This window comes from Serratia liquefaciens, assembly GCF_027594825.1.
Classification (GTDB): domain Bacteria; phylum Pseudomonadota; class Gammaproteobacteria; order Enterobacterales; family Enterobacteriaceae; genus Serratia; species Serratia liquefaciens_A.
On sequence record NZ_CP088930.1, the window covers coordinates 4,633,156 to 4,656,931 of the forward strand.

General features: G+C 48.9%; 16 protein-coding genes and 1 pseudogene. 12 read left to right on the forward strand and 5 right to left on the reverse strand.

Going from position 1 to position 23,776, the window contains the following annotated elements:
• Positions 1-33 precede the first annotated feature (33 nt).
• Positions 34-1,368, forward strand: coding sequence for a cellulase family glycosylhydrolase (locus LQ945_RS21385; protein ID WP_270101688.1), 1,335 nt, complete (start codon positions 34-36; stop codon positions 1,366-1,368).
• A gap of 265 nt (positions 1,369-1,633) precedes the next feature.
• Here LQ945_RS21385 and LQ945_RS21390 read toward each other — a convergent pair whose 3' ends face one another.
• Positions 1,634-4,621 (reverse strand): beta strand repeat-containing protein, encoded by a 2,988-nt coding sequence (locus LQ945_RS21390; protein WP_270101689.1) that lies wholly within the window; start codon positions 4,619-4,621, stop codon positions 1,634-1,636.
• A 659-nt stretch (positions 4,622-5,280) separates the two neighbouring features.
• On the opposite strand from LQ945_RS21390, the gene LQ945_RS21395 reads away from it, so the two are divergent.
• From LQ945_RS21395 to LQ945_RS21405, 3 genes are read left to right on the forward strand one after another with little or no spacing between them, the layout of a single operon-like run.
• On the forward strand, positions 5,281-7,047 hold the full coding sequence (locus LQ945_RS21395; protein ID WP_020826025.1) for a type I secretion system permease/ATPase: 1,767 nt from the start codon (positions 5,281-5,283) through the stop codon (positions 7,045-7,047).
• 54 nt (positions 7,048-7,101) lie between these two features.
• Entirely contained in the window at positions 7,102-8,433 is a 1,332-nt protein-coding gene (locus LQ945_RS21400) for an HlyD family type I secretion periplasmic adaptor subunit (RefSeq protein ID WP_020826026.1), read from the forward strand.
• Between the two features lie 2 nt (positions 8,434-8,435).
• Positions 8,436-9,815: a TolC family outer membrane protein gene (locus tag LQ945_RS21405; RefSeq protein WP_262242557.1), complete on the forward strand. Its 1,380-nt coding sequence runs from the start codon at positions 8,436-8,438 to the stop codon at positions 9,813-9,815.
• Positions 9,816-9,907: 92 nt separating this feature from the next.
• On the opposite strand, the pseudogene LQ945_RS21410 reads toward LQ945_RS21405, so the two are convergent.
• Positions 9,908-10,193: pseudogene (locus tag LQ945_RS21410) on the reverse strand (transposase); the annotation flags it as partial.
• 314 nt (positions 10,194-10,507) lie between these two features.
• Between LQ945_RS21410 and galE the strand changes: the two are divergent.
• From galE to gndA, 8 genes are all read left to right on the forward strand, one after another.
• Positions 10,508-11,527: a UDP-glucose 4-epimerase GalE gene (gene galE, locus LQ945_RS21415; RefSeq protein WP_270101690.1), complete on the forward strand. Its 1,020-nt coding sequence runs from the start codon at positions 10,508-10,510 to the stop codon at positions 11,525-11,527.
• Between the two features lie 360 nt (positions 11,528-11,887).
• Positions 11,888-12,421 (forward strand): dTDP-4-dehydrorhamnose 3,5-epimerase, encoded by a 534-nt coding sequence (gene rfbC, locus LQ945_RS21420; protein ID WP_270101691.1) that lies wholly within the window; start codon positions 11,888-11,890, stop codon positions 12,419-12,421.
• The gene (gene rfbD / locus LQ945_RS21425) at positions 12,421-13,284 is read left to right on the forward strand and encodes a dTDP-4-dehydrorhamnose reductase (protein WP_270101692.1); all 864 of its coding nucleotides are present in this window, start codon (positions 12,421-12,423) and stop codon (positions 13,282-13,284) included. The genes rfbC and rfbD overlap by 1 nt, the downstream gene beginning before the upstream one ends.
• A 169-nt stretch (positions 13,285-13,453) precedes the next feature.
• The gene (locus tag LQ945_RS21430; protein ID WP_270101693.1) at positions 13,454-14,296 is read left to right on the forward strand and encodes a glycosyltransferase; all 843 of its coding nucleotides are present in this window, start codon (positions 13,454-13,456) and stop codon (positions 14,294-14,296) included.
• A gap of 124 nt (positions 14,297-14,420) precedes the next feature.
• Positions 14,421-15,254: an ABC transporter permease gene (locus LQ945_RS21435; protein WP_129940195.1), complete on the forward strand. Its 834-nt coding sequence runs from the start codon at positions 14,421-14,423 to the stop codon at positions 15,252-15,254.
• Positions 15,244-16,560 (forward strand): ABC transporter ATP-binding protein, encoded by a 1,317-nt coding sequence (locus tag LQ945_RS21440; protein WP_270101694.1) that lies wholly within the window; start codon positions 15,244-15,246, stop codon positions 16,558-16,560. Before LQ945_RS21435 ends, LQ945_RS21440 begins: the two co-directional genes overlap by 11 nt.
• An 8-nt stretch (positions 16,561-16,568) precedes the next feature.
• A complete protein-coding gene (locus LQ945_RS21445; protein ID WP_270101695.1) occupies positions 16,569-19,988 on the forward strand; it encodes a GT99 family glycosyltransferase N-terminal domain-containing protein in 3,420 nt (1,139 codons plus the stop codon).
• Positions 19,989-20,191: 203 nt separating this feature from the next.
• Entirely contained in the window at positions 20,192-21,598 is a 1,407-nt protein-coding gene (gene gndA / locus LQ945_RS21450) for an NADP-dependent phosphogluconate dehydrogenase (protein ID WP_020826040.1), read from the forward strand.
• Positions 21,599-21,672: 74 nt separating this feature from the next.
• Here gndA and hisIE read toward each other — a convergent pair whose 3' ends face one another.
• The 3 genes from hisIE to hisA are packed head-to-tail and all read right to left on the reverse strand — an operon-like array spanning position 21,673 to position 23,776.
• Entirely contained in the window at positions 21,673-22,287 is a 615-nt protein-coding gene (hisIE, locus tag LQ945_RS21455) for a bifunctional phosphoribosyl-AMP cyclohydrolase/phosphoribosyl-ATP diphosphatase HisIE (protein WP_269933986.1), read from the reverse strand.
• A complete protein-coding gene (hisF, locus tag LQ945_RS21460) occupies positions 22,281-23,057 on the reverse strand; it encodes an imidazole glycerol phosphate synthase subunit HisF (protein ID WP_044549393.1) in 777 nt (258 codons plus the stop codon). Before hisF ends, hisIE begins: the two co-directional genes overlap by 7 nt.
• Positions 23,039-23,776 (reverse strand): 1-(5-phosphoribosyl)-5-[(5-phosphoribosylamino)methylideneamino]imidazole-4-carboxamide isomerase, encoded by a 738-nt coding sequence (hisA, locus tag LQ945_RS21465; RefSeq protein ID WP_270101696.1) that lies wholly within the window; start codon positions 23,774-23,776, stop codon positions 23,039-23,041. Before hisA ends, hisF begins: the two co-directional genes overlap by 19 nt.

The window sequence follows — 23,776 nt, forward strand, 5'->3', positions numbered from 1 at the left end:
ACAGTTAATCTTTCATTCAAAACTGGAGGTCAGATGCCAATTATTTCAAGCTGTTATAAATCGAGGCTCAGGGAGCGAAAAATAAAATTTTTTCGCCTTGGCGCTTTATCAATATTGGCTTTTAGCACTAGTTCGATGGCGTTTGAAGTGGGTGTTCATACGCATTTTCGCTGGTATCCTAACGATCCAGACAAGTATCTGGAGTTGGTTAAACGTTATGGTTTTACGTCATATCGTGCTGACTTCCCGTGGAGTGGGCTTGAGCAACAAAAAGGTCAGTATGTAGTAACCGGGAATATGCAAAAGGCCGACCAGGCCTTTAATGATGGCCAGACAAAGTTTGGGCTTAACGGTTTGTTGGTTTTGGCATATGGCAATAAGTTGTATGATCCTTCAGGTTATCCAACCACACCTGAAGCTATCAATGCTTTTGCTAACTATGCGTATTGGACTGCCTCAAAATACAAGGGCAAGATTAAGTACTACGAAATTTGGAACGAATGGACAAACTCTACGGCGATTAAGCCTAAGCCACCTAAGCCGCCAGCACCAGAGGTTTTTGTTGCGTTGGTGAAAGCAACTGCTGCCGCTGTCAAAAAGGCTGATCCTGATGCGATTATTATGACTGGCTCAGCCAATCCGACGGGAACACGAGATCCTTCTTGGGTAGATAAAATTGTCAAACTAGGTGTTCTCAATTATGTCGATGGTTTATCTATTCATCCATACTCCTATGGTAATGACAGCTATGCTGTACGAGCCCCTGAGGGAAATCTTAGTGTTGTGGATCAATTTGAGGCTAAGCTTGCAAAGGCTGCAGGTCGTTCTGTGCCCATTTATATTACCGAAATAGGAGTGCCAACTTATGAAGGTAAAGGGGGGCTTTCGAAAGATTTGGCTGCGCAGTACATAGTAAAATATACCTTCCTGGCGAAGTCACGCCCATATATTAAAGGGGTGTGGTGGTATGACCTACTCGATGATGGCGATAACCCGAAGATTAATGAGCACCGTTTTGGCTTGTTGACACGTGATGGCCAGCCGAAGCCATCGATGTTGGCCTTCAGTAAGGTGGCTGATATTGCTCGTTCGTATACGGTGGAGAAATATCAAACTCTGCCAGGAGGAAAAATCTCGATTGCGTTGAAGGGAAACAATCAACACGCGATGTTATTTTGGCAAGAGAAACCGATAGCTCAGCCCTCAAACGGAATTTCTTCAACTTTGCGGAGCTTTATCAATAGCAATACGGCTCCGCAGCAGCAAAAGGCTATGCCATTGAAAGAAGTTCAGGGTAACTCAGCAACGCCTGATGGCGATGTTCCTGTGATGATGCGTTCTACGTCCCCGATTAACTCACCTTGGTAATAATGGATATAGTAGCTAACCGAAGGAATAGGGTTCTCTGAATGCGGTTTTTAATGAAATCCGAAAACGTTTCCGTTTTCGGATTTTTTTTTTTGCTGCTAATGTCAGATAAGGCTTTCTTCGTTAATTTGGTAATTCTTTTTGGCATTATTAGTACGATATAAAAAATAATTAAAAATGCCAGCCATAATTAACTGGCTGGCATTTGTTTATTTAATCTTAATTGGCGATTTTAACGAACGCCATCAATCCACAAATGAATATCTTATGCGTAATGCAGAGTATCCAGCAATTGTTGATGGTTTTGTCCTGTCAGGTAAACAACGCTGTCGTTAGCATCCAGCGTGTGGTTATTGTTGTTATCAATAATCACATAAGAACTGGCATTATCGCCGGTACCGCCGAACACCACTGACGCCACACCCACTTTAGCCGTCAGTGCGTTGCTGCTACCAAGGCCGAGGATACCGCCCAACAGGCCAATAACGCCGTTGGTCAGACCGCCAACCAGAGTACCCAGCAGGGCATCCAGAGTATCAGAAGCACGGGTGCCGTAATCCGCCACCGCGGTGCCGCTGGTATTGCCGGAGATGGTCAAAGCAGAAGCCGCATCGACAATCTTGTCTTTGGTACTGTCAAAGTCGGTAATGGTAACACCGGCCTGAGTGGTACTGGACTTCAGTTGATAGGTATTCACACCGTTGCCACCTGCCAGGGTGGTGTTACCCAGAACGTTAAAGCTGTCAGCCGCACCGGTCCCTTCTACAGTCAGTTGATAACCGTTCAGGCCCAGCGTATTCAGCAGTGGCGTCAGCAGCGCTGTAGTTACCGCACTCAACGGCAGGATGTTCAGCAGTTGAACGATAATACCGTCACCGGTACCAGCATGGTTTGAATCAAGATTCAGACCGGCAGTATTGGTGGATGCGTTAACATCACGCACATTACTGAAGCCGCTGCCCAGCGTTAAATTCAGAACATGATCACCGGTAACGTTTATGTTCTGAACCTGCGCGTTGGTACCAGCCAATGAGACGATATTGCTAAACGACCCCGTACCGCCAGATGCAATATTCACCGTACCTAATGCCGTCCCCAACAACGCACTGCTGCTACTGGTCAGACTGATAGCGCCAGCATTGACGTTTGAAGAACTTACTGCATCAAAATTGATATTGAAATGATCGGTCGCGTTCTGAACAAAAGTGAAGCCCAAGGTGCTTGCAGATGTTGCATCGCCCTTCACTTCCAGTTGTGCAGCGTTACCGCCCGCAGCGTTAATGACACTGGCATTGGTTAAGCCAGAGATCACAAAACCTTGGGAACCCAGGTTGGTTGCTGCTGCGCCTTGAGTTACCGTGCCCCCAGTCGTCCCTTCAACTGTCGCCGTCCCGTTGGTTAAACCAAAATCAAAGACGTGCGCCGGTGTGGTTACGCTGGTAGTGGTCGGCGAACCGATCAATGGCGTGGTAATCAGGGTACCAACAGACTTGCCGATAAATCCTGTCAGATCAATCTTCTCGAAATTCGAGAAGTTATTGGCGTTACTGGTGACAACGCTGCTACGAACGCCCAGGGCGTTTTGGTTGGTCACGACGGACTTGGTGATAAAGTTGGCAGAGATGGAGTCAATCCCTGTTCCGCCATCGGCTTTGATGGTGGTCGCTACCGTATTAGCCCCGTTTGATACCCCATTACCCGCCCACTTCAGGCTGTCGTTACCCGCGCCAAGGTTAAATTGACCGGTGCCAGTGGCAATATTGGCGGTGGAAGTAACAACCACTGCGTCCGCACCCGAGCTGGCGTTCAAAATGACATTGCCGTTATTGACGGTAATGCCTACGCCTGGGTTAACGCCATTGTCTGACAGGTTAACCGTTGCAGCACTGGTTCCGTTAATGGTCAGATTCGCCAGGTGATCGGCGAACTTAAGGTTAACGACACTGGCGGCGTTAGCGTTCAACAGCACATTCTGCAGGACTGCTGTTTCTGCATTGCTGATCTGGTGCGAAGAACCGGTGTTAACCGTGCCGGTAGCATTGCCGCCAGCCGCAGTTGCGGTCAATGAAGCTGCTGTTTTGTACAACAAGCTGGTGCCAATATCGAATTCAAACCCGTGCTGTTGAGTAACGGTAGCGGCATCGGTGGCTACAGACGTTCGCAGGTCATTAATAATGGCTTGGGTAATTGATGTTTTGTTAGCCAATGCGCCGTAGGTGGCTAATTGCTGAGCCGTGGCCGCTACACCGTGCACAAGTGTAAAGACGTGCTGAACAAAGGCATCACCCGTTAACTGGCCGCCTTTTTGCTGTGATTCCGCTGAGTTTATTAGAGTGGTGATAACCTGAGCGTAGGTTTTTCCTGCGAAAAGAGCTTTGCTCCAGGTGTCTAGACCACTTGAGTCAATCCCTCGGCCCGGTACTGCGAGGAACACTGCTGCTGCTTGTTCTTGGAAGCTCAAGGCAGGAAGTTCACCTGGTTGATAGACGTGGGTTGCTGCTTGGAAATGTTGCTGCGCGGTAGTGTCACCGGCGGCTACCGTGCCTTTTAATGAGTTAATAACCTGAGCGACAATATCACCACGGGTAGCGCCACCGCTTAACAATGCAAGATAGCTGTTACTTTCGGCAGTAGTTGGTGCACGCTCATAGCTATTTTGGAAAATAGCATTCACGAAGGCGCTGTCACTCAATGTTTTTAATGGACTGGAGTTTACAAACGATTGTGCGATAGCTGCCAGAGTTTTTGACCCCTGAGCCAACACCGTACCCCAATAGTTGATCCCATCCTGAGTTTGAGTCAGTCCCACAACGTGGAAAATCCCCTGAACATCACCTGCCCCTGCTGTAGCTGATGCGCTGGCTACAGGGAACAGTGATTTTTCAACTTTAGTTTCGAAAGTTGTTTGTTGTGTTAATAAAGTGGAATCAAAGCCATTGTAGTCCAGTAAATCAGAAATAACTTTCGCAACAACTGATGCGGTCGTCGGGTTACCAGCTAGCAGATCGGTTAGAACCTGATTGGAAGGGGCACTGCCATAAACGGAGGTGTAGATGGTAGTGACGATCTCAGAGGCCGTGCGACCATTCAGGCTGGCAGTACCTGCAATGAACTTTTGGGCAACTTGTTCAAGTGAAAGGGCAGAAGTTTCGATTTTTTGTGAATAGTAATCTAAGCCCGCGGTATCAATGTTCTTTCCAGAAATGGCTAGAAATAAAGCCGCTGCTTTTTGCTGTGAGACTAATGTGGCCATACGTTACCCCTTTGGATGTACCCATTTATATAGTCAAAAGTATGTCGTGACCTTGATCCCAGTACCGTTAACAGGAAGAGATTCGGTCGGAATTTTAGTGTTAACACATGCAAAAACAGCGACATGTAAAGATGACGCATAAATAGCCATTTTCTGTTTTCGCAATTTAAGCAAAGGAGTTAACAGGTATTTTGTCAAGGCGGTAGGATTTTTTTTATTTTCTTTCCATTGAATTGCTCTTAAATGTTCGTCAAAGTAACAACTTACATTATGTATATGTTGGTGATATATTTTTTCATTAATTATAATAATTAGTTATTGCTTGGTTTAAGAGTGAAATGATTAGATATCTAATCATTTTTAGGTTGAAATTTCATAGGGTAAAGTGGGTATGGGATATGCTAAAACCATATAATAACTGATGGTTTTTCTTTTTGTGATGTCGGATGTTTTAACTTGCTGTTTTTCATTGTGAAAAAATGAGACTTTGTCCGTGTTTTTTTTTAACTTCGTGCCTTGCCGTTACGGGGTTTATGTAACTATAGTTAATAAAAATGCGACTGCAGTCCTGAGCATATTTGGGGTGATTTTTCGTGTGGTTTTATCTATGCGAATCAATGCGGATTTGGCTGACAGTGCACATGATGTAAGGGCAGAATGTGAATCAATTTATACCGCGCAATGAAATTGCGGATGTTATACGGACACGCAGTAAAGTTTTTTGGACCGTTGGCATATTCACCGCATTTATTAACTTGTTAATGCTTGTTCCTTCAATCTATATGCTCCAGGTTTATGACCGGGTGCTTCCTTCGCGCAATGAAATCACCTTACTGATGCTGACGCTGATTATGCTGGGAATGTTCGGCATGATGGCGCTGCTGGAGTATGTGCGCAGCATGGTGGTGATCCGTATCGGTAGCCAATTGGATATGCGTTTGAATACGCGGGTTTATACGGCAGCGTACGAATCTAACCTTAAGAATGGTTCTTCCGATGCAGGGCAGATGCTGGGTGATTTGACTACCGTACGGCAGTTCCTGACCGGCAGCGCATTGTTTGCTTTCTTCGATGCGCCCTGGTTCCCGATTTACCTGCTGGTGATTTTCCTGTTCAACCCGTGGCTGGGTTTGTTTGCTCTGGTTGGCTCATTGCTGCTGGTTGCGTTGGCGGTGGTCAACGAAATGGTTTCCAAGCAACCCTTGGGCGAAGCGAGCAAGTTATCGATCATGTCCAGCAGCCTGGCGAGTACCAATTTGCGCAATGCTGAAGTGATCGAAGCATTGGGCATGCTGCCTAATCTAAAAAGACGCTGGTTTGGATTGCATCAGAGATTTCTGAATAGCCAGCGTGTTGCCAGCGAGCGCGCGACTACCGTCAGTTCCATCACCAAATTTGTTCGTCTCTCTCTGCAGTCATTGGTCCTGGGGCTAGGGGGATGGTTGGCGATTGATGGGCATATCACTCCCGGCATGATGATAGCGGGCTCTATTTTGATGGGGCGTACTCTGGCGCCCATCGAGCAGGTGATTAACGTCTGGAAAAGCTGGAGCTCGGCCAAACTGTCCTATCAGCGTTTGGTCAAACTGCTTGATAAGCATCCTCCGCGCGGAATGGGGATGTCGCTTCCCCGTCCTGAAGGGATCATCTCGGTCGAAGGCGTCACCGCCACCCCTCCGGGATCAAAAGCCGATGCGGTGTTGCACAATGTCAGCTTTGCTATTCAACCCGGCGACGTGCTAGGGATTATCGGACCAAGCGCTTCCGGCAAGTCTACGCTGGCGCGTTTACTGGTCGGTATCTGGCCGGTCAGTGAGGGCATTGTGCGTCTTGATAATGCTGATATCTACCAGTGGAATAAAGATGAGCTGGGGCCCTACATTGGCTACCTGCCGCAGGATATCGAGCTCTTTGCCGGCACCATCGCCGAAAACATAGCTCGCTTTAACGATATCGACTCCGAGAAAGTCATTGAAGCCGCCAAGCTGGCTGGGGTGCATGAGCTGATCCTGCGTTTCCCTAATGGTTACGATTCGATCATCGGTAATGGCGGGGCCGGGTTATCCGGCGGGCAGAAGCAGCGTATTGGCCTGGCGCGTGCGCTGTATGGCGATCCATCTCTGATTGTGTTGGACGAGCCTAACTCCAATTTGGATGACGCCGGTGAGAAAGCGCTGAATCAGGCCATTTTGTTCCTCAAGCAGCGTAATAAAACGGTGATCCTGATTACCCATCGTACCAACCTGCTGTCGATGACCACCAAGTTGCTGCTGTTGGTTAACGGTAGCGTCAATGCGTTTGGCCCAACGCAGCAAGTTCTGCAAGCGCTGGCCAATGCGCAAAAAGCGCAAACGCCACAGCAAGCCGTGCGTGCGGTCAATTCCGAGCCGGACGAAGGCAATATCCCAAAAACTCAAATTAATTAAGCCGTGAACTTGCCGGGCGGGGCAACAGCGCCGCCTGCAGTCGAAGGAGTTGGTATGTCTACGCACATTGGCGAGCCGCAAGACTCGTATTCAGAAGAGATCCCACAAGACGAGCGGCGTTTTACCCGCATGGGGTGGTTGGTGGTGGGGCTGGGCCTGTTTGGTTTTTTCGCCTGGGCTGCCTTTGCACCTTTGGATAAAGGGGTTGCTTCGCCAGGCTCGGTGATCGTTTCCGGCAACCGCAAGACCGTGCAGGCGCCAGCCAGCGGCATCATTAAAAGCATCACTGTAAAAGAAGGCGACAGGGTTAAAGCCGGTGAAGTATTGGTGCAACTGAGTCAGGTACAGGCGCAGGCGCAGGTTGATTCTCTACGCGATCAATATTACACCACCCTGGCCACTGAAGGCCGCCTGCTTGCTGAACGTGATGGATTAAGCAAAGTCACTTTTTCGCCGGTCTTCGAACAACTCCAGGCTCAGCCGCGGGTTGCCGAGATCATCGCGCTGCAAACCCAGCTCTTCTCCTCACGCCGTCAGGGGCTGCAAAGCGAAGTCGACGGTTATAAGCAGTCGATGGACGGTATGCGCTTCCAGCTAAAAGGCCTGCAGGATTCCAGGGTCAACAAGCAGATCCAACTTTCCAGCCTGCGCGAGCAGATGAACAGCATGAAACAACTGGCTGCCGACGGTTATTTACCGCGTAACCGTTATCTTGAAGTGCAGCGTCAGTTTGCGGAAGTTAACAGCAGCATCGATGAAACCGTCGGGCGTATCGGCCAGGTACAAAAACAGCTGCAGGAATCTCAGCAGCGGATCGATCAGCGTTTTGCCGACTATCAGCGCGAGGTTAGAACCCAACTGGCGCAAACGCAGATGGATGCCAGCGAGTTCAGAAACAAACTGGAAATGGCGAATTTTGATCTCGGCAACACCGCTATCACTTCGCCGGTGGATGGCACCGTAGTCGGGTTGAATATCTTTACTCAGGGGGGCGTCGTGGGAGCGGGTGACCACCTGATGGACGTTGTACCTAGCCAGGCTACGCTGGTGGTGGATTCCCGCCTGAAGGTAGAGCTGATTGACAAGGTGTACAACGGGTTGCCGGTGGATTTGATGTTTACCGCTTTCAACCAGAACAAAACCCCGAAAATCCCGGGGACGGTGACGTTGGTTTCTGCCGACCGGTTGGTGGACAAGGCCAATGGCGAACCCTACTACCAAATGCAGGTTACGGTATCGCCGGAAGGCATGAAAATGCTGGGTGGGGAAGACGTTAAGCCGGGGATGCCTGTTGAGGTGTTTGTGAAGACGGGGTCGCGCTCACTGTTGAGCTATTTGTTTAAACCTATTTTGGATCGCGCTCATACTTCATTAACCGAGGAATAATTTTGATTCAATTTAAACGACAGGTTGCTGGCCTTGCTATCAGTACCCTCTTGTTTGCGATAGCTGCGCCGGTTCATTCGATAGGGATTCTAGACGCATATTCGCTGGCACTTGAAAAAGATCCGACCTTTCGGGCGGCTATAAAAGAGAAAGAAGCGGGGGATGAAAACGAAAACATTGGCAGGGCGGGGTTGCTGCCGAAGGTATCGGCCAATTACCAGAATTCACCGCGTAACTGGCAGACGCAAAAGTATCCGGCGAGTGACATTTTTGGCAATAGCCTTGGTGAGGCGACCAAGCGGCAACAGTATCGCAGCCATTCCAGTTCGATAACGCTGACGCAACCGTTGTTCGATTACGAAGCCTATGCGCGTTACAAGGCCGGTGTGGCGCAAACGCTGATGTCGGATGAGCGTTACCGCAGTAAGTATCTGGATCTAGCTGTGCGGGTGATATCCGCCTATGTTGAAGTGGCTTACTCCAAAGACCAGATTGCGCTGGCCTCAGCGCAAAAGGCGGCTTACAAAGAGCAATTGGCGCTGAACGATCGATTAATGAGCGCGGGTGAAGGTACCATTACCGATGTTTCAGAAACCCAGGCGCGCTACAGTCTGGCAGAGGCGCAGGAAATCGAGGCACGTGATGCCCTGGATGCGGCACAACGCGAGCTGGAGGTGATTATTGGCGTACCGCTCGATCAACTGGATGAGCTGCAGGTACTGCGCCCCGGTAAATTCCAGGTGGCGCCGTTAATCCCTTCCAAATTTGAAGAGTGGCAAAAAATTGCCCTGGAGAATAACCCGATGTTGGCTGCCTCGCGCCATGGCGTTGATGCCGCCAAGTATGAGGTGGAGAGAAACCGCGCGGGCTTTATGCCGCAGGTTCAGCTCTATGCTTCGCACTCAGAAAATGATTCCAGCAGTGATAACACGGTTAACCAAAAATACCGCACCGACAGTATCGGCGTGCAGGTGAGCGTGCCGATCTATGCCGGCGGTGGGGTGTCAGCATCGACTCGCCAGGCGGCATCCCGCTATGGGCAGGCGATGTATGAAATGGATGCGCAAGTCGGCACCACGCTGAACGATCTGCGTAAGCAGTTCAATCTTTGCATCAGCAGCCGCGCCAAATTAGCGGCGTATGAACTGGCGGTAAAATCGGCGACAACGCAGGTCACTGCCACACGCCAGAGCGTGTTGGCCGGGCAGCGTGTCAACGTTGATGTGCTGAATGCCGAGCAACAGCTTTACAGCGCGCAGCGTGATCTGGCTTCGGCCAAGTACACCTACATAAAGTCCTGGGTCACCCTGTTGAGCGACTCGGGAACGCTCGACGAAAAGGACGTGAAACGGGTGGCGCAGTATTTCTCTATGAATCGCTGAGCGGGTAGGGGTAAATGGTTCAAATACTCGCCATGAGTATTTGTCTGAAAGAGCAGCCCTGAGCTGCTCTTTTTTGTCTCAATACGTTATTACTTTAGTCGGGCTTTCTTGCAAAGTACCGCGCTGCCTTTTTCATAATATCTCGTTCGTCCTCAGATCGTTTAAGTTGCGCTTTCAGCTTAAGGATCTCCGTTCTGGCATCCAGTAAATCCTGGCCTGGTGCCCGTTGTTATCAGGTTTTACTGAGCGCAACCATTTATAAAGACGGTGTGCCGACACGACAAGCCTTTCTGAAACATCGGCAACAGAATCGCCCCGCTCAGTGATCTGGCGGATAGCTTCTTCTTTAAATTCAGGGGAGAATCGTGGTGTGACCATAGACTCCTCCTATGCTCAAAATATAGGCCAGATTTGTCTACGGGCTCTGGGTCAATCAACAGGGCTGCATTTCGCAGCCCTGTTGATTGAATGAGTTTGATAAGCGGAACTGTAATCAATGAATACGGGCTCAATAATGGGCGTTGCTATCGAGCACATATGATTTATCCTAAAGACAATGACGTCGAGGGCAGTTAGTGTTATCAACTTTGCTGTCTTGTCCATTTTGGGCTGGAACCCCCCAAAGGCTATCGGTTCGAGATAGTGATAGAATTTATGTCGTTAGCGCTGCAGGCGCGCATAAGGAGTGGTGAATGGCAATTTTAGTTACCGGTGGCGCCGGTTATATTGGTTCTCATACGGTATTAGCCTTGCTGGAACGCGGTGAAGAAGTGATCGTGCTTGATAATCTGTCAAACTCGTCAGAAGAATCACTGAATCGTGTCGAAAAGTTAACGGGCAGAGCGGCTACTTTTTATCAGGGTGATGTCCAAAATGGCGACTCTTTGCGTAGCATATTCGATGCGCATGATATTTCTGCCGTCATACATTTCGCTGGATTGAAGGCGGTGGGGGAGTCGACTCGTAAACCGCTCGAATACTACCAGAATAATGTTTCCGGCACTTTGGTGCTCCTGGACGAAATGCGTCGTGCCGGTGTAACTAAATTTATCTTCAGTTCTTCCGCGACGGTCTATGGCACGCCGGAGCATGTCCCGTTGCTTGAAACTTCCCGTGTTGGCGGAACCACAAACCCATACGGAACGTCGAAACTGATGGCAGAGCAGATGCTGCAAGACTTCGCGAAAGCGGAACCTCATTTTTCAATTACTGCGCTGCGTTACTTCAATCCCGTCGGTGCCCATGAGTCTGGTATGATTGGTGAAGATCCTAACGGTATTCCTAATAATTTGTTGCCTTATATTTCTCAGGTGGCCATCGGTAAACTGGAAAAATTGTCTGTTTATGGTGATGACTACCCAACGCCTGATGGCACCGGCGTGCGTGATTATATCCATGTGATGGATTTGGCTGAAGGCCACCTCAAGGCAATCGATCATATTGACGATCAAAAAGGCTTTACCGTCTACAATTTGGGGACCGGTATCGGCTACTCAGTGTTAGAAATGTTGCATGCATTTGAGAATGCCTCAGGGTGCTCGGTGAGCTATCAAATCGTACCGCGCCGTGACGGGGATATAGCCGAATGTTGGTCTGCTCCTGAATTGGCGGCTGAAAAGCTGGGATGGAAAGCGAAACGTGATCTGGACACTATGATGCGTGATGCTTGGAATTGGCAAAAAAACAACCCGCAAGGCTACCAACGTCATTAATGTTTTCGCTTAGAGGGAAAGCTGTGCGAGTGGGCGCAGCTACGAATAATAATTGTTCTTTTTGAGCTGATGTTAATAGCCCATAAAAAGCAAAGAACCTCACTCTGCCCGCCAGCGAGGATGCTGGTGGGCAACATTAATTGTGACTGTTTTTTTGTGGTTTAGTGTCGGATATTTTGATTAGTTGTGCTAACCTCGCGTACCTCTGTCTAGCGTGCTTCGTTGAACTTTTCATACTTCATTATTGTTTAGTGTGTATTAAGAAAGTGATTGCATGGGTAGTATAGACTGGCGCTGTGGCGCATGTTCAGAAGACAGTTGTTGGTCTCTGAGGTAGAGTTTTTGCTAGCAGGTTATCTAATGAAAGTGATTGATACACCAGTCGTAGGTGTGAAACTGATTGAGCCAAAGGTTTTCGGCGATCGCCGAGGCTTTTTCGTCGAAACTTTTCAAAAAAGTCGTTATCAGGAATTGCTGAATATCGATGTTGATTTTGTGCAGGATAACCACTCCCGCTCCTCAAAAGGCGTGTTACGTGGCCTGCATTTTCAGCGCGTAAACCCCCAGGGGAAACTCGTCAGAGTTGTCCGTGGCGAAGTCTATGATGTTGTTGTTGACATTAGGGTTGACTCACCGACGTTCAAGAAGTGGGTGGGGGTGTACCTATCAGAAGATAATCAAAACCAACTTTGGGTCCCGCCTGGTCTTGCACATGGCTTTTTGGTGATTTCAGATATTGCTGATTTTGAATACAAATGTACTGAGTATTATGATCCTGACAGCGAAGCCTGTCTGTTATGGAACGACCCTGAGATCGGGATTGATTGGCCTACCGGTGAACCTCTGCTGTCGCCAAAGGATCTGCAAGGAAAACTACTTAGAGAGCTTTTTTGATGCGTGTACTTTTGACAGGTTCGGCGGGGCAACTAGGGCGCTGTTTCACCGATAGACTACCATCTGGGTGGATCTTGATGGCTTCCGATAGCTTGCAGCTTGATATCACAGATCCTGAAGCTATTACGAAAGCTGTAACGGAGTTTGCACCCGATGCCATTGTCAATGCTGCTGCCTATACTGCAGTCGATAAAGCTGAATCTGAGCCTGAGTTGGCGAAAGCTATCAATTCAGATGGTCCAGGCTATCTTGCTTCGGCTGCTGCATTGCTGAATATTCCTTTTGTGCATGTATCTACCGACTATGTATTCGATGGTTGCGCTAGCGAACCTTACAGTGAAGCTACGCCCTGTTCGCCAAAGAACGTCTATGGTAAAACCAAACTTGACGGTGAAGTTGCTGCGCTGAATGCCAATCCCAAAACTATCGTTATAAGAACGGCTTGGGTTTTCAGTGAGTATGGAAATAACTTTGTTAAGACTATGCTACGAGTGGGAATGCAAAGAGATGAGCTGGGCGTAGTGGACGACCAATTTGGTAGCCCAACCTACGCGGGCGATATCGCTGATGCCATTATCGCCATGTTGCAATCTCCTGGTGCGTACGGGGTTTATCATTTTTGCGGCGATTCGGCCGTTTCCTGGTGCGATTTTGCACGGGAAATTTTTAAGATTGCTAATGAGACTGCTCTTTATCCGCACCGGGTTGCAATCAAGCCTATTGCCACTCAAGAATACCCGACACCGGCATCCAGACCGGCTTACTCTATTCTAAGTACTGATAAGATCTGTGCCTTGAATCTTAAGCCAAGTCCTTGGCGTCGGCAGCTACGAACCGTTGTCAGTAAGCTATTGTCTCAGTAATGAGATTTTGTTGAGTGAAATGAAAGGGGATAATGTTATCCCCTTTGATGTTTTTGCTGGATGGCTATGATTTTTCATACTGCAGTGATGAATGATAAGCTCAGCAATGACCAGAATTACGTAACACTATTTTATTAAAAAAATTATGGTTCTAGGAACTTCATACGGCATGTCTTCAGAACAAAAACGATACCAAATTGTTACCTCAATCGTTTTGTATAACCACAGCTACGCTCAACTGGAAGATACCTTGTTGTCACTGCTTAGCGAAGCTTGTGTTGAAAAGATCGTCTTGGTCGATAACGGAGGTTCAGACTGGGCAGCCTCCTTAGATAACCCTCGGATCAGCTACATTGTGGCTGATGCCAACAGAGGGTTTGGTTATGGCCACAACCTTGCTATGAAACGCTACCTGGACGAGTGCGATTACTTTCTGATCTGCAATCCGGATATCAGTTTTGAGCCTGGGGCGCTTGAACGTCTCTATCATTTTGCCAGAGATGGAAAGCATCAGTTTGTCTCTCCCCGTATCCATTATAGCGATGGGCGCTTCCAGTTTAGCTGTCGTTTGTTGCCTACACCGTCAAACTTGTTTTTACGCCGATTTTTCCCTCAATGGGGGGCCAAGTTGGATATCAAATATGAAATACAACGTGCTGATTATACAAAATCTTTTTCAGTTCCGTCGGTTTCAGGCTGTTTTATGCTTCTAGAATCAATGTTATTGAAGCGCCTCGAGGGGTTTGATGAAAGGTATTTCATGTATCTGGAGGACGTGGATCTTTGTCGCCGGGCATTGTCAATGACCGATATCATCTATTTCCCAGGGGCCACGATTATTCATGTGTTTGGTAAGGGATCTTACAAGAACTTGAATTTATTCATTTATCATATGAAATCCGTAGTGCTGTACTTCAACAAGTGGGGATGGTTTTATGATCCGCTAAGGTCTAAGGCAAATCAAAAATGCTTAAAAACGATCCCCATGACTTCGTCTGATAAGTCGCAGTAGAATGACTGACTATCAGAAAGACCGGCTTTATGAGTTTAATTACATCTAAGGTGTTGATTATGTTTGTTATGACTGGGTGCGATTTTGGAGCACAGAGCGTTGTCATGATGGTGAGGTGGGGGCAATGAGCAATCCACATAAAATGCAGCCTTTATCGCCATTGGCTCTGATCCGCAATATATGGGGATTCAAGTCGCTTATCCTGCAAATGACCAAACGTGAGGTTGTAGGGCGTTACAAAGGGTCAACCATGGGCTTAGCATGGTCCTTCCTCAATCCACTGTTTATGTTGATCGTTTACACGTTTGTTTTTTCAGTGGTTTTTAAGGCCCGTTGGTCCGTTGGTGGCGATGAAAGCCGGACGCAGTTTGCGGTCATCTTATTCGTTGGCATGATTGTGCACGGTTTTTTTGCTGAAGTAGTCAACAGAGCCCCCCAGATTATCTTGGGCAATACCAACTATGTGAAGAAAGTCGTTTTTCCTTTGGAAACGCTACCGGTGATTGGGCTTTGTGCTGCACTGTTCCATACCATGATCAGTTTGGTGGTATTGCTGTGCGCGTTCTTTTTGTTTAATGGTTTCCTGCATTGGACAATTATTTTCCTGCCATTGGTTTTTCTGCCTTTAGTCATTTTTTGTCTGGGATTAGCTTGGATATTAGCGTCGTTAGGCGTTTTCATCCGTGACGTAGGGCAAACCACGGTAATTATTACAACGGTAATGATGTTCCTGTCTCCGGTATTTTTCCCTATCACGGCGTTACCGGAAAAGTATCGCGTATGGATTATGCTCAATCCTTTAACATTTATTATTGAGCAGTCACGCAATGTGTTGATTTGGGGACGCTTACCAGAATGGCATGGCCTGGTTATTTACACATTGGCGGCAGCGTTGGTTGCGTGGCTCGGCTTTGTCTTCTTCCAGAAAACCAGAAAGGGATTTGCTGATGTCCTCTAATGAAATTGCCATTGAAGTGAATGGATTAAGTAAATGCTATCAGATTTATGATCGCCCTCGTGATCGTCTGAAACAGTTTTTTGCTCCTAAACTGCAACGTGTGGCACGTCGAGAATCTCGTCGCTATTTCCGCGAGTTCTGGGCGTTACGGGATGTCACATTCTCAATAAAAAAAGGTGAGACGGTAGGTATTATCGGCCGAAATGGTGCAGGTAAATCTACGCTATTGCAGATGATCTGCGGCACTTTAACCCCGACACAAGGCGAAATACAGGTTAATGGACGTATTGCCGCACTGCTTGAGTTAGGTGCTGGGTTTAATCCCGAGTTTACTGGGCGTGATAATGTTTATCTGAACGGTTCTGTACTTGGTTTTTCGCGCGAGCAAATCGATGCTCGTTTCCAAGAGATCACTGATTTTGCAGATATTGGCGAGTTTATCGATCAGCCAGTCAAAACCTATTCAAGCGGTATGTATATTCGCCTGGCTTTTGCTGTTCAAGCCTGCGTGGAACCGGAAATTCTGATCGTAGATGAAGCATTAGCCGTAGGTGATATTGGTTTCCAGTATAAATGCTATAAACGTATGGAAGCCTTACGAGCCAAAGGTGTAACGATCATCATGGTAACCCATTCTACCGGAAGCATTCTGGAATATGCTGATCGCTGCCTGGTGATGAATAATGGCGAATTGGTCGGGGATACCTATGACGTGCTGGCCGCTGTACTAGCCTACGAAAAAGGGATGCTACTCTCACAGGCGGTTAAACGTGAAAATACAGGGAAGATCTCTTCGTCGGTGGTGATAGATCAATCCTCCTTACAAAATCTGCAACAGGAACAGACCAATACTGAAGTAGGTGAGAAACGTTTTGGTAGCGCCAGAGCGATTATTCAGCATCTTGAAGTGATTAAGTCAGATGGCACCTCCCTTTCGGATAAGCCTTTAGTGCGCTCTGGCGATGAACTGCTTTTAGACTTTACGATCCTGGCGTCTGAAGAAATCCGTGACGTTGCCCTGGGAGTGTCTATATCGAAAGCGCAGGGCGGGGACATTTGGGGAGATAGCAATATTGGCGCCGGGAAACCTTTGGTACTCAAAGCTGGTGAGCAACACGTGATTTACAAAGTAAAACTACCGATTAACTCGGGTGATTATTTAGTGCACTGTGGCCTTGCCTCATTGCAAGGCGGTAATCGTGAGGAATTGGATCAGCGCAGACCAATGATGAGATTGAAATTTTGGTCTTCTCGTGAACTGGGGGGAGTGGTGTATGCCCCTATTAGCGTGATAGGCGAGGAGTAAATAGATTCATGTTTGCGACATTCTTACCGCCTTATCCTTTCAGAGGAGTAAAAGCTCCTTATCTGTGGATCTTTTATCGGCTGCTAAGTTCTTTAAAAGAGCGCTCATTGTTCATAACCGGCGAAGACTATTTATTGCTGCCCGACGAGTGGCGTGCGACTGGCCGTTGGGAGTTTGATATTCCTACCATGAACAACCTGGGGTACAGCATCCCATCCGCAGAATTGCTGGCTAGTCATGATTATTATTATCTGAACGACAGTGTGTTTGAGAAGCTATTGGCTTCCTGTAATCACAATCCGATCCTGGCGTTCAAGAAAATGCTGACTCAACGTATTCCTGAGCTGGAAAATGAGTTGCTTGACTATCTGAGCCGATATGAGCCTGGAAAAATTGAGGGTATATTATCGATTTGTAATTGCCCTTCACTGGAGGCTGTAGCTGAGTCTCTGGCTATACCCGTGTTGCACTTTGAAGTTGGTCCGCTGCGCGCACCTACTTATTTTAGCACGGGGTATTTAGATTTTACCGGCGTGAATGGTCATACTGAAGCTGAGAAACGTTACCTGGATGTTCGAGAGCAGTGCCAGGTTGATGTCTCTATATCAGAGCTACACCGCTATTTCTTACGTGTGCCTTTCGTGGATGAGCAACAGGCTGATGCTGATCTGGGGATCGTATTGCAGGTAGAAGATGACTCAAATCTTATCGCTTACGGTAATGACTTTGATAACTTGACACTGCTATCGTACGCACGGACACAAAAACCGCAGCAGAAGTTATTGATTCGAACGCATCCTGGTAGTCAGTTCCAAATTAAGGATGGCGATTATGAAATTGATAGCTCTGTCAGTAGCCTCGCCTTTGTTCAACGCTGCCGTCACATTTTGACGATTAATTCCAGTGTTGGCTTAGAAGGGGTGTTGACGGAAACTCCGACGACGGTGATTGGTGATAGTTCATACAAGTACGTTACATTGGCGGAAGATGAGCAAGAAAAAGCTAATCGCTTAGCATTTTATCTGTTCTCATACTTAGTGCCATTCGACTTGCTTTTCGATATTGACTACCTGCGTTTTCGCCTGTCACGGCCGGATGAGAAGGCGATCGTAGGGTGTCATATTGATTTTTATTCTACTGAGAAGGAAGGGTTGCTGAAAATGCAGGGGTTAACTCTGGGCGAGTTGCTGTCAAAGCAGGTGAAGCAAGAGAATGAGAAACAGAGTGAGTTGCAGCATAAAATTTCTGATGCGGAACATCACCTGGTGACAGAGATTGAAGAAAAGCAAAAGATGCTTACTTCCATGCAGGAGCAATTGCTGTTGTTGCAGGAAAACATGCGCTGTCAGGCTGAGGAGAATATCACTCTGCAAGAATCGCTGATCAAACAACGTGAACAGCAGATCCTCACGCACCAGATGCTGGAAAATGCAGAAAAAGAAGGCCAGCATCTGCGCAGCGCTGAGAGTGAGTCACTTAGAGTCCAAGTGGAAAAATTAAATAATCAGCTCAGTGAAACTCACTCGGAAATGATCAATATACGCCGGAGCCTGTCATGGCGTCTGACAGTGCCAGTGCGGATGTTGGGACGTGCCGTTCGCGGTGAGTTTGGAGTGATTAAAGATATAACCCGCCATTATATGCGGCAGCATGCTGCCGCAAAATCTACATCGTTGGTTGGGAAAAGTTGGCAGGCGTTTCGCGCTCATCCGCATCCTTATCGTGCATTGTGGCGTAAATCAAAAGTGGCGGGAAAATTGCTGGTCACGGGGCGTTTTGGGGAACTGCGTGGTAGCCTGCAGCGTGTGGCGAGGAACACCGCCAATACACCGATGCCTATGGTAAATATTGATACTGACCATATCGTTATTTTGACGACTCGGCATACGCTGTTCGTTGCCCATCTACTGGAAAAAACACTCAATGAAGTAGGCCGCGGTGTCACCATAATCGAAGCTTATTCTGCCGAAGCGGACAACGGGCAATTGCACATTGTTATCTGTCCACAAATCTTCGCCGAATTACCGCAGAATTTCGTTGCTTTCCAGATGGAGCAATCCATTAACCCTCGTTGGTTTACACCGGAATATTTTGCAACTCTTGAACGCGCAATGGCGATATTTGATTACTCTTTGACCAATATCAACTATCTGCTGGAGCACGGCATTCCTTATCAGAAGCTGTTCTACCTACCCATTGCTTCCTATGCTGATTACGATGTGCAGTTGAAACAGAAGGGGCATCAGCTAGAGGGGGAAGGGAAGCCGATCGACATCTTGTTCTATGGTGACACTAATTGCGATCGTCGCCGCCATTACCTCGAGCAATTGGGCCAGCGCTTTAATGTCCACATTGCTTCGGGCGTATTCGGTGATGATTTAACCCGGTTGGTTAAAAGCGCCAAGTTGGTGATAAATTTACACTATTATGAAAATGCGCTGCTTGAGACCACTCGTATCTATGAGGTGTTATCGCTGGGGACGCCAATTGTCAGTGAAGAAAGTGTTGATATCGCAGAACACACTCATCTAATTGATATAATTGATTTTTCTCCCATTGGTGATATTGAGGCGATGGCGGAAAAAATCGAGCGTCTTCTGAATGAATCGGAATACTACGCCAACCGCAAGAAAGATATAGCTGCTTTTACGCACAGCGATAATATGTTTGATGCTTATTTCAAACGATACCTGCTGGCGAATGATTTAATCGACTTCGCGACCTATAAAAATGGCGTTGATTTTATCCCTAAAGTTGAGGCGGATATTCCAAAGCTTTGCTTGTCTCTAACCGAAACACCGGTGCGTAAACAAGACTTCTTGAGCAAACCTACTCATGGCTTCAAGGTAATTGAAGGTGTGCGCCATCGTATTGGGTGGATTGGATGTGGTATGAGTTACAAATATATGCTGTCCGTGCTCGCCGATCGCGATACCGAAATCGCAATGATCTGTGAAGATGATGCCTTGTTCCCGGAAGATTTCGACATCAAACTTGAAAAGATTGTCGCTTACCTGGAAAAGAGCAACTGGGACTGGCATATTTTCTCCGGCATTATTGCGCATTTGAATGAAGACACCGAGATTTTGGCTGTAGAGGAAGTGGATGGCATCGAATATATTTACATTAACCGTATGACCAGTACGGTAATGAATATTTATTCACGCCGTGGCATTGAAGCCGTCAGCCATTGGGATGAAAGTAATGTCGATGCGCAAACCAATACGATAGATCGTTATCTGGAGTCGGTGCCAAATCTGGTTGTGGTCACTACACTGCCATTCCAGGTCGGCCATGCGGAAGATCAAACCTCGACACTGTGGGGGTTTGTTAACACGCAATACCTGGATATGATCAGTGAAAGCGAGCGCTTGCTGCAGGAAAAAGTAGATGCCTTTAAGGCAGCGAAAGTGCTTCAACCAGCGTAACAGAGAACTGTGTTGCCAACTTTAATAGCGGCCCCCTTTGGTGGGCCGTTTTTTTCTCTTTACTGAACAGTATTTCCTGATTATGTGACCTATCGCACCAATCACTACCCACGCGGCTCAATCCTGAGTTAACATGTGTGCCACATCACAAAACCTGTTGGCCACAGTTGTTAACAGGGTCATCCTCAGACAGGAGTTCTTCAATGTCCAAGCAACAAATCGGCGTTGTCGGCATGGCGGTAATGGGCCGCAATCTGGCACTGAACATCGAAAGCCGTGGTTACACCGTTTCGATCTTTAACCGTTCAGGCGATAAAACTGATGAAGTTATTGCCGAGAATCCAGGTAAAAACCTGGTGCCGCACTACACCGTCGAAGAGTTCGTTGAATCGCTGGAAAAACCACGCCGCATCTTGCTGATGGTGAAAGCGGGTGAAGCGACTGACAAGACCATTGCTTCCCTGACTCCGCACCTGGATAAAGGTGACATTCTGATCGACGGTGGCAACACCTACTATCAGGACACCATCCGTCGTAACCGCGAACTGTCTGATCAAGGCTTCAACTTCATCGGTACCGGTGTTTCCGGTGGTGAAGAGGGCGCGCTGAAAGGGCCTTCAATCATGCCTGGCGGCCAGAAAGAAGCTTACGAGCTGGTGGCGCCAATCCTGGAGAAAATCGCTGCGGTAGCTGAAGGCGAGCCTTGCGTGACCTACATCGGTGCTGATGGCGCCGGTCACTATGTGAAGATGGTGCACAACGGCATCGAATACGGTGACATGCAGCTGATCGCAGAAGCCTATTCCCTGTTGAAGCAGGCGCTGAACCTGAGCAATGAAGAGCTGGCTGACACCTTTGCCGAGTGGAACAAAGGCGAACTGAACAGCTACCTGATCGACATCACCAAAGATATCTTCACCAAGAAAGATGAAGAAGGTAAATACCTGGTTGATGTGATCCTGGACGAAGCTGCCAACAAAGGCACCGGCAAATGGACCAGCCAGAGCTCTCTGGATCTGGGCGAACCGCTGTCATTGATCACCGAATCGGTGTTTGCGCGTTACCTGTCCTCACTGAAAGACCAGCGCGTTGCCGCATCTAAAGTGTTGACCGGTCCTAAAGTGACGCCAGTCAGCGGTGACAAAGCCGAATTCGTCGAGAAAGTGCGCCGCGCGTTGTACCTGGGCAAAATCGTTTCTTATGCGCAGGGCTTCTCTCAGTTGAAAGCGGCTTCCAAAGAAAACAACTGGGATCTGCACTACGGCGACATTGCCAAGATCTTCCGCGCCGGCTGCATCATCCGTGCACAGTTCCTGCAGAAAATCACCGACGCTTATGCGCAGGACGCGGATATCGCTAACCTGTTGCTGGCTCCTTACTTCAAGCAGATTGCTGACGAATATCAGCAGGCGCTGCGTGACGTGGTGTCCTACGCGGTGCAAAACGGCATCCCTACGCCGACCTTCTCTGCGGCTATCTCTTACTACGACAGCTACCGCTCAGCGGTTCTGCCTGCCAACCTGATCCAGGCGCAGCGTGACTACTTCGGTGCTCACACCTACAAACGTATCGATAAAGAAGGCGTGTTCCATACCGAATGGATGGAATAATCCCAACGTTTGAAGCATAAAAAAAGCCGCCGAGGTTAACGCCCGGCGGCTTTTTTATTGCCTGCAAAACAGGCTTACTTTTGATGACGTTCGCGCAGCCGACCAATCACCTTACTCAAATCCAGATCCTGATCCTGCAGCAGCACCAGCAGGTGATAAATCAGATCGGAGGCTTCGTTGGTCAGCTCTTCGCGATCGTTCACCGTCGCGGCCAATGCGGTTTCCACGCCTTCTTCACCGACTTTCTGTGCGATGCGCTTGGTGCCGCTAGCGTACAGGCTGGCGGTGTAAGAGCTGTCGGGGCTGGCATTTTTGCGTTCCGCCAGCAGTTGCTCCAACTGATACAGAAAACCCCAGTCGCTGGCGGCCGGGTGGAAGCAACTGGTATTACCCAGATGGCAGGTCGGGCCGATAGGGTTGGCTAAAATCAACAGCGTATCGTTATCGCAGTCTGGGGTGATGCTGACCACGTTAAGGAAGTGGCCAGAGCTTTCGCCCTTGGTCCACAGGCGCTGCTTGGTACGGGAGAAGAAGGTGACCTTGCCGCTTTGCTCGGTAGCGGTCAGCGCTTCCTGGTTCATGTAGCCGAGCATCAGCACTTCACCGGAGACGGCATGCTGGACAATCGCCGGCAGCAGGTGGTCAGTTTTTTCCCAGTCGAGCTGGTTTCTTTGTTGTTCTGTTAACACAGGCGGATCTCCACACCTTGGGTGGCAAGGAACTTTTTCAGTTCGCCGATATTGATGATTTGCTTGTGGAACACCGACGCGGCCAGGGCGCCGTCAACGTCCGCATCGCGGAATGCTTCCAGAAAATGTTCCATGGTGCCCGCGCCGCCGGAGGCGATCAAGGGCACTTTGCACACCTCACGAACCTTTCGCAGCTGTTCCAAATCGTAACCGTTGCGTACGCCATCCTGGTTCATCATGTTCAACACAATCTCGCCGGCACCGCGTTTTTGCACTTCCTTAACCCAATCCAACGTTTCCCATTGGGTGACGCGGGTGCGGCTTTCGTCGCCGGTGTATTGGTTAACGTGATACTTGCCGGTTGAGGCTTCGAACCAGGTATCGATACCCACCACGATGCACTGCACGCCAAAGCGATCGGCCAGACGGCTGATCAGATCAGGGTCGGCCAGCGCCGGAGAGTTGATGGAAATCTTGTCGGCGCCGAAAGAGAGGATCTGGCTGGCGTCTTCCGGGCTTTTGATCCCGCCGGCGACGCAGAAGGGGATATCAATCACCTCCGCCACCCGCGACACCCAGCTTTTGTCCACCACCCGGCCATCGCTTGAGGCGGTGATATCATAGAACACCAGTTCGTCCGCGCCTTCCTGCGCATAACGCTGCGCCAGCGGCACGATGTCACCGATGATCTCATGGTTGCGGAACTGCACGCCTTTCACTACTTGCCCGTCTTTGACATCCAGGCACGGGATTATCCGTTTTGCCAGCATGCGATTGCCTCCTCAACGCTAAACTTACCTTCCAACAGGGCACGCCCCACAATCACACCTTTAACGCCACTGCCACGCAGTTGGGCGATATCGTCCAGGTTGCCGATGCCGCCGGATGCCTGGAAGTCAATCTGCGGATAGCGTTGGCTGATTTCCTGGTACAGCGCTACGTTGGAGCCAGCCAGCGTGCCATCGCGGGAAATATCGGTGCACAGCACGTGCTTGAGGCCGTAGGGCAGGAACTGCTCCACCACCTGTTCCAAAGTGGCGTCTGAATTTTCTTGCCAGCCGCTGATCGCCACGCGCTTGATGCCGTCGGCGTCGATACGCACGTCCAGCGCCAATACCATGGCCTCTGCGCCATAGCGCTCAAACCAGCCTTGCACCAACTGCGGTTGTTTCACTGCGGTGGAGCCGATGACCACGCGGGTCGCACCGGCTTCCAGCAGTGCCGAAACGTCCTGCTCATTGCGAATGCCGCCGCCAACCTGTACCGGCACGTTAACCCCGGCGAGCAGTTGGCGCAGCAGCGGGATCTGGCGTGCAGCAGGATCTTTGGCCCCGGTCAGATCGACCAGATGCAATACCTGTGCACCCTGTTGTTGATAGTCCTGCAGGCGTGAGCGCGGATCGTTACCGTAGTCGCGCTGTTGGCCGTAATCACCCTGATGCAAACGCACCACGTTGCCGTCGATCAAATCCAAAGCTGGAATAATCAT